The following is a 14,111-nucleotide window of genomic DNA, read 5'->3' on the forward strand; positions in this document are numbered from 1 at the left end:
CTTAAACATTATTCCCACCACGCACGAAAGGTTTGTGCGCTGTCGCTTACCCGGACGGGCTCGCCCAGTTCCGGCGTCAGCAACCGATAATTTTTATCCTTGCTGGCTTTTGCCAGCTGGATCAGCGGATCGTTCCAGGCGTGTTTCGCCAGCACGAAGCGTCCGTTATGCCCCGGCACCACGGCTTTCGCGTTCAAATCCGCCGAGGCCTGCGCCGTTTCCTCCGGCAGCATGTGGATGTACTTCCAGTCCTGGTCGTACTGGCCGTTCTCCATGATGGCGACGTCCACTTCGCCAAACTGTTCACCGATGGCCTTGAAGTGCGGGCCGTAACCGGAATCCCCGCTGTAGTAAACATTCTGCTCTGGCGTAACGAACATGAAGCTGCCCCACAATGTGCGATCGCGTTTGATGCCGCGACCGGAGAAGTGACGCGCTGGCAGAACGTGCACCGTCAATTCATCGCTGATGCTTACCGACTGGTTCCAGTCGCGCTCGTCAATAATCTCGGACTTCATCCCCCAGTAGCGCAGGTGGGATCCTACGCCCAGCGGCGTCACCACGCGCTTTACCTTCGGCATTAGCGCCCGGATGGTTGCGTAATCCAGATGATCGTAGTGATCGTGCGAAATAATCAGCAGGTCGATCTCCGGCATGCGTTCAGCGCGCCACGGATACTCGCCGGCAAAGGCCTTATTGAGGAACGAGAACGGCGCGGCATAGTTGCCAAGAACCGGGTCAATCAGGATGCGTTTACCCGCGAGCTGCAGATACCACGATGAGTGACCGAGCCACACCAGGGTGTCCTGCTCCAGCGGCAGGCTCGCAAGATCGGTTTTCACCAGCGGCAGCGGCCGGGTCGGGCGGGCGTTTTCGGTTTTTTTGGTCAGAAACTCCCACATCGCGACCAGCATATTTTTGTCACCGTTATAACCCGGCGTCGGCAGCGTGTTGTGGAATTTCCCCTCGCGATACTGTGGGGAGGCCTCCACTTCAGTGAGCCTTTCACCCTGCGGCGGCTGGCCGAATCCGGCATTCAGAACAAACGGTAAACTCGCGGCTGAAGCAATAATCATGATTAACACCACGCAGATGAAGAGAGGTTTTTTCATATCCTGACCCGAAAACGCGCCCCATCCGATAGCGTGCGCAGGGTAAACTTGATTATGAGTGAGTAAGCACTCATTATAGATGTGATGATAAAGTCGTCAAGACGTTTTCGATCTTTGACATTCCGCGTTGCAGCGTGTCAAAGCACGTGTTTCAATCAGGGTTTTTATAATTGACAGGAGGAAAAATTTAGTGGCACGTCCGAAGAGTGAAGATAAAAAACAGGCCTTACTGGAAGCCGCAACGGTGGCGTTTGCACAGTCAGGTATTGCCGCCTCAACGGCGCTTATTGCCCGTAAGGCGGGCGTCGCCGAAGGCACCCTGTTCCGCTACTTTGCTACGAAAGACGATCTGCTGAATGCCCTCTATCTGCACCTGAAGCAAGATCTCTGCCAGACCATGCTCGCGAACCTCGATCGCACCATCACGCTGCCTAAAGAACATACCCGCAATATCTGGAACAGCTATGTGGACTGGGGTATTCGTAACCCCGTTGCGCATGCGGCGATCCGCCAGATTGGCGTCAGTGAAAAGCTGAGCACCGAAACGGAACAGGCGGTGAAAGAGATGTTCCCGGAGCTGCATGAACTCTGCCGCCGCTCGGTGCGTCAGGTGTTTATGTCTGATGAATTTAAAACGTTTGGCGATGCGCTTTTCTTATCGCTGGCCGAATCCACGATGGAATTTGCCACCCGCGATCCGTCCCGCGCCGTTGAGTTTAAAGCGCTCGGCTTTGAGGTGATGTGGCGCGGGCTTGCCCAGGAAGAGAGCGATGGACAGTAAAACGTTGCAGGAGCACGCAAAACGCGTGGCGCTGGAGCTGCCGTTCACCGAACACTGCTGGCCGTTTGGGCCGGAGTTTGACGTGTTTAAAGTGGGTGGAAAAATTTTCATGATTGTGGCCGTCGCACAGGGGCGGCCGCACGTCAGCCTGAAGTCAGACCCTGAAAAATCGCTGTTAAATCAGCAGATTTATCGCGGCGTTGAACCGGGCTATCACCTCAACAAAAAGCACTGGATTTCCCTTTACGGCACTGACGACGTGACGCCGGAACTGGTTACCGATCTCATTAATGATTCCTGGCATCTGGTGGTGGATAAACTGCCGAAAAAAGACCAGAAGTGGATCCGGCCGGTCTGATTGTTCGTCTGAGACGAACAGATTAAGCGCTCGAATTGCCCTTATCTTTTTCCGCGTCCCGCTGTAATCTGCTCACCTTTCGCGCCCGCACGCGGGCGAATTTCATCATCAGGAGTTGTTATGGATATCATTTCTGTTGCGCTGAAACGCCACTCCACCAAGGCGTTCGACGCAAGCAAAAAACTGACCGCTGAAGAAGCGGAAAAAATCAAAACCCTGCTGCAGTACAGCCCGTCAAGCACCAACTCCCAGCCGTGGCACTTCATCGTGGCCAGCACCGAGGAAGGAAAAGCGCGCGTGGCGAAATCCGCTGCGGGCACCTATGTGTTTAACGAACGCAAAATGCTGGATGCTTCTCACGTGGTGGTGTTCTGCGCGAAAACCGCGATGGACGATGCATGGCTGGAGCGCGTTGTCGATCAGGAAGAAGCCGACGGTCGCTTCAACACCCCGGAAGCCAAAGCCGCGAACCATAAGGGCCGTACCTACTTTGCCGACATGCATCGCGTGGATCAGAAAGATGACGACCAGTGGATGGCGAAGCAGGTTTACCTGAACGTCGGCAACTTCCTGCTGGGCGTGGGCGCAATGGGCCTGGACGCGGTACCGATCGAAGGCTTCGACGCTGCGATCCTCGACGAAGAGTTTGGCCTGAAAGAGAAGGGCTTTACCAGCCTGGTGGTGGTGCCGGTTGGGCATCACAGCGTGGAAGATTTCAACGCCACGCTGCCGAAATCTCGCCTGCCTCTGAGCACGATTGTGACCGAGTGCTGATCCCTTCTGGCACGTCGGGTTCCGGCGTGCCTGTTTTCAGTGACGCTTTCTTTGGGTTATGATTCTTCCTTCGATAAAGTTCACAAATACCCCCAGCAATTTGTAACAGCATAGAAATACTTATTCATAAAATCCATCATATATTTTTTATATTATATTCTTTCCGTAAGCCTTTTTTTATTAATGTATATCAATACTCCCCTTTAGTTTCATAAACACCACGAATCCATTGCGCAAAATTCAAACAAATCAATTTAGTTTTATCACTAAAGGCACACCGTAATAAAAAGACATATTGAAATAAACAATTACAAGTCTTTTAAAGGATTTTTGATTTCGCATGATTCCATTTAAAACCCATTTTAACACACGATGGGCGTTATTATTTCAAGGAATACAAGGATAGAGATATGAAAAATAAATGTGCAGTAAGCACCCACCTCACACGTCAGGTTTTGCACGCCAAACTCGCGCCGACCTGTTTCGCTACTATGTTAGCTCTGGGCATGATCATGCCTGTTCACGCTGCCGTTGTTGCAGGAAATACGGAACAACCCGGCATCCACACTAATTCAAACGGTACAACGATTGTTGATATTAATAAAGCCAGCGCAGAAGGCGTCTCTCATAACGTTTACTCTGAATTTAACGTTGAAACTCACGGTGTTATTCTTAATAACAGTGGCGCGGCGTCTAACACTCAGCTAGCAGGTATGATTGATGGCAATACAAATATGGCAAGCGGTAGTGCAAAAGTCATTCTAAATGAAGTACGCTCTTCCGACCCAAGCCAGTTAAATGGCATGATTGAAGTCGCTGGAAAATCTGCTCAGGTTATTATTGCTAACCCATCCGGGATTACCTGTGATGGATGCGGTTTTATTAATACGAATCACGCGACCTTAACCACCGGTACCGCCAATTTTGATGCAAACGGTAATGTAACAGGACTGGATATTAGCAAAGGCGAGGTTAACATTACCGGAAAAGGTATGGATACCCGCGCGGTTCAATATACAGATATTATCTCCCGGTCAGTCAAAGTTAACGCGAAGCTGCAGGCCAATGAGCTGAATATTATCACGGGTAACAACCGTATTGATAAAAAGGGTCGTGTTCAGAAAAGATATGATGACAGCAAAGCTCCCGAATTAGCACTAGATGTATCTGCGCTGGGCTCAATGTATGCCAATAAAATCTTTATGGAAGGTACGGATACCGGTGTCGGCGTTCGTCTTGACCATACCGATCTTACTGCAAACGACACGCTTTCGATTGACGTTAATGGTAACGTCGAAAACAATGGCGGCCATGTGAATGCTGGAAACGCAGCAATGATCAAGGGTACCAGCGTAGTAAACCGTAACGGTCAAATTACCTCCGACGGCGTGGTCTCCATCACAGCAGATGAAATGGTTGATAACAGCCATGGCCTTATCAAAGCGGACATGGTTAACCTAGCGGGTAAAACTACTCTCAACACAGCTGGCTCAGTACAGGGAAATGCCAGCACCTTTGTGATGGCTGATTCACTGGATAATGCGCAGGGGGAAATACTCAGTAATGGCGAACTGTTGGTTCAACGCGCGTCTTATGCCTATAGTAATTCGGACGCCCGTGGCATAAACAATACTCAGGGCAAGATTGTGGCGAAGGGTGCTCTTAGCCTAGATACCACCAATATCGATAATACATCTGGCCAGCTCGCCAGTAACGCGTCAATGAACGTAACTACCCGCGCGCTAAACAACGAAAATGGACTGATCTCAGCCGGTAATGGCTGGAATACGATCAGCGCCAATGTACTCAATAACAATAACGGCATTATTCAGTCCTTTGGTCACGACAGCCAACTGCAGTTGAGTGGCGACGATCTGCTTTCTAACCATAATGGGACTATCCATAGTGAAGGTTCACTTTCCGTAAATGGCGCACTGGATAATAGCTCGGGTGCCATCACCGCTGACAATGATATTTTCATGTATGCAAGGGCCTATAACTCTGACCTCAACAGCACACTTCAGGCAGGTCGTAATATTGATATGACCGTTACCGGTACGTTCCAGAATGCAGGGACTATCGCTGCTGGCCAAGACCTGGCTTTGAACATTGGTTCGAATGGCTGGAATAATTACGCTGGTCCAGTGACCAATAGCGGTAATATTACTGCAAAAGGTCATCTTGCAATGCAGATGAACAGCAGCGCACTGGAAAATAGCGGTACATTGACTGCCGATCAGATGGATCTTCAGCTGTCCGATCTCAATAACAGTGGTTCCATTTTAAGTAAAAACGACATCAATTTAAACCTTAATAATCTGAATAATCTGCGCAGCGGAGACATTAAGTCGGATCGTAACATTACAATCAATGCCTCAGCTGTGGCTACAGAAGCGGGCAGCCAGCTCCAGGCAGGAGGTGACACCACACTTAACCTAATGAATAACCTTCAAAACGATGGTGAAATCCGCTCTGCGAATGATATCAACATGTTCATTTCCGGCGGCTACGGCTACTATCCATCTTCAGTCTATAACACAGGTGTTATCAGCGCTGGCAATAAGCTGAATGCTCAGATGGAACGGATCAATCTTATCAACGGAGGAACGCTGTCGGCAGAAAATGGTATCAATATCACCAGCAACACTTTGACGAATAGCGGTAACATAACCAGTGCCGAGGATGTTCAGTTAAACACTTACAATGGTATAAATAACGAAAAGGGTGGAATCATCACTGGCAAGTATGTCCGAACCACTGGTTTCGTAAATAACACAGGAGTAATTAATCAGACTGGCACTGACAATCCGGACAATAATGTAATCACCCCTGATAGTAACAATACTTCCATCGACAACTCCGGCTTTATTAATGACAATAACAGCTGGAATGGAAATAATATGGATAATAGCACCAGCTATAATTCAATTAAACCAAACGGCACTCCCGAGGGTAATGGTGTTTGGGAAAATGGCATGGTCTTTTATCCTGGTGATACCTACTTCGGCAGAACCATTACTGAAATAGTCTATTTCCCTGGCGGATATGGCATTAACACCGCTATGTAATAATCCATGGCTCTCAAAGCCCCATTTTAGTTATGGGGCTTTTTATTTCTTTAAACCAGGGTTAAACATCCTCAGAATCTCTGAAGCCAATAACATGATTATCTCTTACCCTCGTCTCGCCGTCGTTTTAGCGTCGCTCCTCGTAACGTCGCCCTGTTACGTAAAGGCTGAGTCTGCGACCACTCAGCAACAGGATCAGGCCAGGCATGACCAGCTTGCGCCTCAAAGTAAGTCGCTACTTTCTGCAGAAGGAACGCGCGCAAGTGATACATTGATTCTGACCAAAGAAGCTGTTTGCTATGATATCCAGCACGTCGTTATTGATGGCGCAGAGTCACTTCCACATTGGCTGACTTTTCGCGATCTCATAAAGCAAACAGAAAAACAGTGTGTTGGTATCAGGGGTATTAAAAACCTTCATACTGCGATGCAGAATCGCCTGATTTCTCATGGATTTATTACTACTCGCATATTAGTGCCCACGCAGAATTTACGTAATGGTATTTTGCATTTTACAATTCTGCCTGGCCGCATCAGCGAAATAGACATAAAAGAGTTAAACGGTCATTCTTTAAATGCGTGGAACAACATTCCGGAAGGCCAAAACGATCTTCTCGATTTACGAGGGCTGGAGCAAGGCTTAGAGAATATGCAGCGCATACCCGGCACTCAGGCGAGTATACGTTTGCTACCGGGCAATCGTCCCGGGGATACACATATTGAAGTGACCCGCACACAGCCACAATCATGGCGCCTGGGCTCCTGGTTTGATGATTCAGGCAGTAAACACACCGGACGTTATCAGGGAGGGCTCGCTTTTTATCTTGATAACCCAACTTCATTAAATGACATGTTTTACATTGCTTATGGTGGTGGGTTCAAAAATGAAGATGGACGTCGCAACGATAACAGCTCGGCCTTTTATTCTGTTCCATTGGGATACTGGTCGCTTGACCTTTATGCCAGCCATTATCGTTCCACGCAAACTCTCCGCAACGGTGAATTTCGCTACCAGTACAGCAGCGACGAAAAATTAATGACGGCTGTCCTTAACCGCGTGATCTTCCGCAGCGCCAGTCAGAAAACCACGCTGGCTTTTAAAATGATCAAGCGTGACTCACGCTATGACCTTAATGACGTGGAAGTGGAAGTACAGCATCGGGATACCAGCAGCTGGCAGTTAAGCCTGAATAACATTGCCTATTTTTCAGCGGGTCAACTTACGACCAGTTTCGGATACCAGCATGCGGCTCCGTGGTTTGGCGAACAACCTGATGCAGAAGAGCTGGTGGGCAGCGCTGATCCACTGGCAAGGATCCTTACGCTTAAAGTTGATGGGGTCTTCCCTTTCAAACTGGCCGGAAATGCTTTTAGCTACGAGCCGCATTTTATGCAGCAAACGTCACCAGATCGGCTCACCCAACCGGATAAGTTCACTATTGGCAACCGCTGGACTGTGCGAGGGTTTGATGGAGAAATGTCGATCTATGCGGATAAGGGCTGGTATCTACGCAATGACATTGATCTTAACCTGCCAAAGTGGGGGATGCAGCCCTATATTGGCGTGGATTACGGTGAGGTTAGCGGCTCTGAAAATGATTACTGGAGTGGCGCACACCTTGCCGGGGCAGTGGCTGGCATTCGAGGCGTCAAAGGTCAATTTGGCTATGACTTTTTCATCGGTACCCCGCTTTCAAAGCCGGATGAACTACATACCAGTCCCGTCACGCTGGGTGTTTCGCTCCAGTGGCAATACTGATGCCTGACCGCTCACTCGAGACATATCAGGATCTGTCACTCCCTGAGAGGGTTAAAACGTGTTTTTACCCTCTTCAGGCTACTCGTTTGCGCAGCGATGTTCACCTCTGCTGTAATCTAAACACCACTGGCAGCTTAACCTATTACCGCAACACCTTATGCGGAAAGTGTTTACAGTCAAAATATAAACATCACTTCGCCCATAATTCTGACTTGCTAATAGCCGATCCCGACACGTTATCTTCTCTATGTTTTTGTCCTTTGTTATCCTCAGCGTTTTAAGGAAGGTTTATTTTCATCAGTAATGATCTTAGCAACTCGCAGGAATATGTAATTTGTGTTCTACACATTCAGTTATTTTGATTAAATGTAAGTACTCCCAGGAATAATACAAAATCATGAAACCTGAAAATGAAGAAAAAAGAATAATTGCAGCAATTACAAATCCACACCGTGTCCGACAAGCAGTTTCACGGCAAATAATCACTATGGAGAAATATCCCGAACCGATGACGCTGGTTATCCATGAGGGGATGCTGGCAGCCTATCGCACCAGAGGAAACTTGCTCATGAAATACTTTCAGAGCCCGATGTTAGTGGGTATGAACGCCCTGATGGACATGAATGCGAATTTCTATTTTAAAGCCTGCAGTGAGGTTAAATATGAAATCATTCCACGAAATGAAGTATTGAATATCATCGACCGGGAACGCCTCTGGAAAGAGGCTGCTCTACTCTATATGTTTGGAATCAAGCGACTCATTGAAATCAATAACGTCTCTGTAGGCCTGTCAACTTATGAGATAATACGAGAAAACATCATTGCATTAATAAATGAGAAAGACGATTTACGCCTGACAGTTAATGTCTGCGATTATATCCAGGAAAAAACACGTCTTTCGCGCAGCCGCGTCATGAAAATTCTGAGCGATCTGCGCATCGATGGTCATATAGACATTAAACGCGGCATACTTATAGCAGTGCATAAACTGCCAGAAAAGTACTAGTTAACACCTGGCGCGAAGCCACTCGCGGTGCTAAATCTTTTTTTTCTCCAGCCATGCCATCGCCCGCTCCCCTGCTTCATCCACCGGCAGATACACCAGCAGCCGCGAGCCGTTTCGCGGCGCGGAATACCAGTACATCTGCTGCAGCGTAAAATCCCCCAGCTCGGGATGGGTAAACAGCTTGAGCTGGTTCTCCACGCCGCGCACGTCGTTGCGCTGGTGCCACAGGGTTTTGAACTCTTCGGAGACCGCGAAGAAGCGCGCCAGTTTGGCCTCCCACAGCGGATCGCCCCGGTGTTCGGCCATCGCCGCCCGGAAATAGGAGACAAAGATGGGCAGCACGTCGTCGCGTCTGCCGAGGCGGGCGCGCCACGCCGGATGGGTGAGGAACAGATAAATACAGTTGCGATCTTCGGGAGGGATGTCATTGAAATCGACGCCCATCAGATGCCCGAAGCTGTCGTTCCAGGCCACGATATCGAAGTTCGGTTTCTGAATGCTGGCGGGTTTCGGCATCAGCGTATCCAGCAGGCGGCGCGTGCCTTCGCTGATGCCTTCGCAGCAGACCGCCTGCGGCGCTTCACCCGGCGGTAAACCGGCTAATACAAACAGGTGCCGGGCTTCAGTTGGGGTACATTGCAGCGCTTTTGCCACGGCCGCCATCACCGCGCTGGACGGATTGACGTCCCTGCCCTGCTCAAGCCAGGTGTACCAGGTCACGCCCACGTCCGCGAGCATCGCCACCTCTTCCCGACGAAGACCCGGTGTGCGGCGGCGGCCGCTGCGCGGCAGGCCGAGACGCTGCGGATCGAGGCTTTCACGTCGGGCGCGTAAAAATGCCCCGAGCTGTTTTCGGGTGTCATCCTGAAGTGAGACGACGGGTTCAGACATCAGCGCCATAAATCCCCCTGCATGGTAGTGCCAGTACCAGTATAAGCAAGAACTGGTACCCGTTTATCTGATGGTAGATGCTACGACCATCTGATGAATGACGCAATGGAGTTACCATGAATACGTCAGTTGTTTCACCGGGCCGCGCTGGCCTGATATTGCTGCTAACCGGCCAGATGCTGCCGATGATTGATACCTCAATCACCAACGTGGCGCTGGACGCCATCACCCATTCGCTGCACGCTACCGCCACCGAGCTGGAGCTGATTGTGGCCCTTTACGGCGTGGCCTTCGCCGTCTGCCTGGCGCTCGGCAGCAAGCTCGGGGATAACTTTGGCCGTCGGCGTCTGTTTATGTGGGGTGTGGCGAGCTTTGGCCTGGCCTCGCTGCTGTGCGGGATGGCGGGGAACATTGAACAGCTGCTGGCCGCGCGCATCGTTCAGGGCGCGGGTGCCGCACTCATCATGCCGCAAATTCTTGCCACGCTGCACGTGACGCTGAAAGGTACCGCCCACGCAAAAGCCATCAGCCTGTTCGGCGGCATCGGCGGGATTGCGTTTATCGTCGGGCAGATGGGCGGGGGCTGGCTGGTATCGGCGGATATCGCCGGGCTGGGCTGGCGAAACGCCTTCTTTATCAACGTGCCGATTTGTCTGGTGGTGCTGGCGCTAAGCCGCCGCTTCGTACCGGAAACCCGTCGTGAGACGCCGTCACGCATCGACTGGCCGGGTACAGTGTTGCTGGCCATTATGCTTTGCTGCCTGCTGTTCCCGATGGCGCTCGGCCCGCAGTGGCACTGGTCCTGGCCGCTGAAGACGATGCTGCTCGCCCTTATCCCGCTAGCCTGGCTGATGGCGATGAATGCGCGCATAAAGGAGCGTGAGAATGCCCACCCGCTGATCCCGCCGCGCCTGCTTTCGCTTCGCAGCGTGCGCTTTGGCATTCTGATTGCGATGCTCTTTTTCAGCGTCTGGTCCGGTTTTATGTTCTGTATGGCGCTCACCATGCAAACCGGTCTGGGGATGGCCCCATGGCAGTCCGGGAACAGTTTTATCGCTCTTGGAGTGACTTATTTTATCTCCGCGTGGTTCGCGCCGCGGCTGATTGCCCGCTACAGCACCAGCACTATTCTGCTGACGGGTCTGGCGATCCAGATTGCCGGTCTGCTGGCGCTGATGGCGACGTTCCGGCTGTGGGGCATGAACAATACCGCCCTGACGCTGGCACCCGCCACCGGACTGGTGGGCTACGGGCAGGCGCTGATCGTGAACAGTTTCTACCGCATCGGGATGCGCGATATTCAGCCTGACGACGCCGGGGCCGCGAGCGCCATTCTCAGCACCCTGCAGCAGGCCGCGCTGGGGCTTGGCCCGGCCATTTTTGGCGCGATTTTGCTGCACGCACTGCAGAACCATCACGGGGATTACACCCAGGCAGTTAACGTCTTCCTGATGGTGGAAACGGCGATGATGGTGGTGCTTGCCCTGGCGACGCTGCGCATCCGCCATCGCCTGTGTCTGCCGGTGGCGAAGATCTGCCAGGCCACCAAATAAGCCTGTGAATTTGCATAATAGATCCGCAGCCGCCATTATGGGGCTGCAAAAATACAGGAGACGTTATGCAGGAATTGATTGCTCAGGTTGAAGAGTTAGGCATTGAAATTAATCACACCACCTCTTTAGTGATTATCTTTGGTATTATTTTTCTTACCGCCATCATCGTTCATTTTATTCTGCACAAAGGCGTGCTTCGCGCTTTCGAAAAACGCGCGCAGGCCAGCAGCCATTTATGGCTGCAGATCATCACCCAGAATAAATTATTTCACCGTCTGGCCTTTACCCTGCAGGGGATAATCGTCAACGTCCAGGCGGTACTGTGGCTGCAAAAAGGCAGCGAAGCGGCGGAAATACTCACTACCTGCGCGAAGCTGTGGGTGATGGTGTATGCCCTGCTCTCCTTCTTCTCGCTGCTGGACGTGATTTTCAATCTGTCGCAGAAAATGGCTACCGCGTCACAGCTGCCGCTGAAGGGGATCTTCCAGGGCATCAAGCTGGTGAGCGCCATCCTGGTGGGAATACTGATTATCTCCCTGCTGATTGGTCAGTCCCCGGCGATTCTGATCAGCGGTCTGGGTGCCATGGCTGCCGTCCTGATGCTGGTGTTTAAAGACCCGATACTCGGACTTGTGGCGGGGATTCAGCTTTCCGCTAACGACATGCTCAAGCTCGGCGACTGGCTGGAGATGCCGAAATACGGTGCCAACGGCACGGTGACGGACATCGGCCTGACTACCGTTAAGGTACGCAATTTCGATAATACGATTACGACCATCCCTACGTGGGCGCTGGTCTCCGACGCCTTTATCAACTGGAGCGGCATGTCGGCCTCCGGCGGTCGACGCATTAAGCGCAGCCTGAACATTGATACCACCAGCATTCATTTTCTCGACGAGCAGGAACAGCAGAAACTTATTCAGGCGAAACTGCTTAAGCCCTATCTGGCCGCGCGACATGAGGAAATAAACCTGTGGAATCAGAAGAACGGTGAAGGGGAATCGGTATTAAACCTTCGCAAGATGACCAATATTGGCACCTTCCGCGCCTACCTGAACGAATATCTTCGCAACCACCCGCGCATTCGCAAAGATATGACGCTGATGGTGCGTCAGTTGGCGCCTGACGCGAATGGCTTGCCGATTGAAATATATGCCTTCACCAATACGGTGGTCTGGGCAGAATATGAGGAGATACAGGCCGACATCTTCGACCATATTTTCGCGGTGGTGGATGAATTTGGTTTGCGTATTCACCAGTCGCCGACGGGGAATGATATTCGCTCCCTGTCGGGGGTCATCGTCAGATAATCAGTTTCGGACACCGGGCGTGAAGGCAGGTGCGGTCTGGTGCCCTCACCCCGGCCCTCTCCCACGGGGAGAGGGTGAAAAGCAGATCACTTTTTTCGGGATAGCTTAAACGCCACAAACAGGAATATAACCCACACCGGCAGCAGCATCGCGGACAGGCGCATCTCATCCATGGTGCACATCAGCACCAGAATCAGCCCCAGGAAAGCGATACAGATGTAGTTCCCCGCCGGGTAAAGCAGCGCTTTGAACTGAGTTTCGCGTCCCTTGCGGCGCATCGCGGCGCGAAAGCGCAGGTGCGCCAGGCAGATCATGATCCAGTTCAGCAGCAGCGTGGCGACAACCAGCGCCATCAGCAGGCCGAAGGCCTCTTTCGGCAGGAGGTAGTTGATCAGCACCACCAGCGACGTGATGGCCCCTGACAGCAACAAAGAATTCACCGGCACGCCGCGACGGCTGACGCGCGTTAAAAAGCGCGGAGCATTGCCCTGTACGGAGAGGCCAAACAGCATACGGCTGTTGGAGTAAACGCCGCTGTTATAGACCGACAGCGACGCCACCAGAATGACGAAATTCAGTGCAGAAGCCACCACGTTGCTGTTCAGATCGTGGAAAATCATCACGAACGGGCTGCTGTCGGACTTCACTTCCACCCACGGATAGAGGGCCAGCAAGACCACCAGCGAGCCGATGTAGAACAGCAGGATCCGATACACCACCTGGTTAACCGCTTTTGGAATGCTTTTATGCGGGTCGCGCGCTTCGGCGGCGGTAATGCCAATTAGCTCCAGCCCACCGAAGGAGAACATGATCACCGCCAGGGAGAGAATCAGCCCTTTCCAGCCGGTGGCGAGGAAGCCGCCGTGCTGCCACAGGTTGTCGATCGTGGCGCGCTCGCCGCCGTGGCCAGAGAACAGCAGCCACAGGCCAAAGCAGATCATGCCGATAATCGCCAGCACCTTGATCAGCGCAAACCAAAATTCGGTTTCGCCATACAGGCGGACGTTGACGAGGTTAACGGCGTTAATAATGATGAAGAAGGCCGCCGCCCAGACCCACGTCGGGACATCCGGCAGCCAGTACTGCATATAGATGCCTGCGGCGGTTAACTCCGCCATCCCCACCAGCACGAACATTACCCAGTAGTTCCAGCCGGACAGGAAGCCGGCAAACGGGCCCCAGTATTTATAAGCAAAGTGCGCGAAGGAGCCTGAAACTGGCTCTTCGACAACCATCTCGCCAAGCTGGCGCATGATCAGGAAGGCAATAATCCCGGCGATACCGTAACCCAGCAGCACCGCCGGGCCCGCCATCTGAATAGCGGGGCCGATGCCGAGAAACAGCCCGGTACCGATTGCGCCGCCAAGGGCAATTAACTGAATATGTCGATTTTGCAACCCACGTTGCAGCGTCGGATTCTGATCCGACGAGGCTTCGGCGCTACCATGGCCTGAAGCGGATGACGCGTCTTTCACGTCCTACCCCTGTCTCTTTTTTAG

The 14,111-nt window shown here is 51.9% G+C and carries 11 protein-coding genes; 8 read left to right on the plus strand and 3 right to left on the minus strand.

From position 1 onward, the window contains the following. Window positions 1–8: 8 nt before the first annotated feature. Window positions 9–1,112 carry an MBL fold metallo-hydrolase gene (locus F0319_RS00900; protein WP_149366075.1) on the minus strand — a complete coding sequence of 368 codons (1,104 nt, stop codon included), beginning with the start codon at window positions 1,110–1,112 and terminating at the stop codon, window positions 9–11. 190 nt (window positions 1,113–1,302) lie between these two features. On the opposite strand from F0319_RS00900, the gene F0319_RS00905 reads away from it, so the two are divergent. The 6 genes from F0319_RS00905 (at window position 1,303) to F0319_RS00930 (ending at window position 8,858) form a co-directional block, all read left to right on the plus strand. Continuing rightward, window positions 1,303–1,893, plus strand: a complete 591-nt coding sequence (locus F0319_RS00905) for a TetR/AcrR family transcriptional regulator (protein ID WP_133293937.1) — start codon at window positions 1,303–1,305, stop codon at window positions 1,891–1,893. Beyond that, on the plus strand, window positions 1,883–2,251 hold the full coding sequence (locus F0319_RS00910; protein ID WP_149366076.1) for an MmcQ/YjbR family DNA-binding protein: 369 nt from the start codon (window positions 1,883–1,885) through the stop codon (window positions 2,249–2,251). Before F0319_RS00905 ends, F0319_RS00910 begins: the two co-directional genes overlap by 11 nt. 120 nt (window positions 2,252–2,371) lie before the next feature. Further along, window positions 2,372–3,025, plus strand: coding sequence for an oxygen-insensitive NAD(P)H nitroreductase (nfsB, locus tag F0319_RS00915; protein WP_149366077.1), 654 nt, complete (start codon window positions 2,372–2,374; stop codon window positions 3,023–3,025). Window positions 3,026–3,435: 410 nt separating this feature from the next. Then, window positions 3,436–6,093: a filamentous hemagglutinin N-terminal domain-containing protein gene (locus tag F0319_RS00920; protein WP_149366078.1), complete on the plus strand. Its 2,658-nt coding sequence runs from the start codon at window positions 3,436–3,438 to the stop codon at window positions 6,091–6,093. A 94-nt stretch (window positions 6,094–6,187) separates the two neighbouring features. Beyond that, window positions 6,188–7,852, plus strand: a complete 1,665-nt coding sequence (locus F0319_RS00925; protein WP_149366174.1) for a ShlB/FhaC/HecB family hemolysin secretion/activation protein — start codon at window positions 6,188–6,190, stop codon at window positions 7,850–7,852. Between the two features lie 397 nt (window positions 7,853–8,249). Continuing rightward, window positions 8,250–8,858 carry a helix-turn-helix domain-containing protein gene (locus tag F0319_RS00930; RefSeq protein ID WP_111963350.1) on the plus strand — a complete coding sequence of 203 codons (609 nt, stop codon included), beginning with the start codon at window positions 8,250–8,252 and terminating at the stop codon, window positions 8,856–8,858. A 30-nt stretch (window positions 8,859–8,888) separates the two neighbouring features. Here F0319_RS00930 and F0319_RS00935 read toward each other — a convergent pair whose 3' ends face one another. Continuing rightward, window positions 8,889–9,758, minus strand: coding sequence for a helix-turn-helix transcriptional regulator (locus F0319_RS00935; RefSeq protein ID WP_111963351.1), 870 nt, complete (start codon window positions 9,756–9,758; stop codon window positions 8,889–8,891). A 107-nt stretch (window positions 9,759–9,865) separates the two neighbouring features. On the opposite strand from F0319_RS00935, the gene F0319_RS00940 reads away from it, so the two are divergent. Together F0319_RS00940 and F0319_RS00945 are read left to right on the plus strand one after the other, a co-directional pair. After that, window positions 9,866–11,302 (plus strand): MFS transporter, encoded by a 1,437-nt coding sequence (locus F0319_RS00940; protein WP_149366079.1) that lies wholly within the window; start codon window positions 9,866–9,868, stop codon window positions 11,300–11,302. Window positions 11,303–11,367: 65 nt separating this feature from the next. Beyond that, on the plus strand, window positions 11,368–12,612 hold the full coding sequence (locus tag F0319_RS00945) for a mechanosensitive ion channel family protein (protein WP_127729861.1): 1,245 nt from the start codon (window positions 11,368–11,370) through the stop codon (window positions 12,610–12,612). A gap of 86 nt (window positions 12,613–12,698) precedes the next feature. Here the strand turns inward: F0319_RS00945 and pheP are convergent, their stop codons facing one another. After that, complete coding sequence (gene pheP, locus F0319_RS00950; protein ID WP_149366080.1) at window positions 12,699–14,087, minus strand: phenylalanine transporter; 1,389 nt, start codon at window positions 14,085–14,087, stop codon at window positions 12,699–12,701. Window positions 14,088–14,111: the final 24 nt, after the last annotated feature.

Source organism: Enterobacter vonholyi (genome assembly GCF_008364555.1).
GTDB lineage: Bacteria > Pseudomonadota > Gammaproteobacteria > Enterobacterales > Enterobacteriaceae > Enterobacter > Enterobacter vonholyi.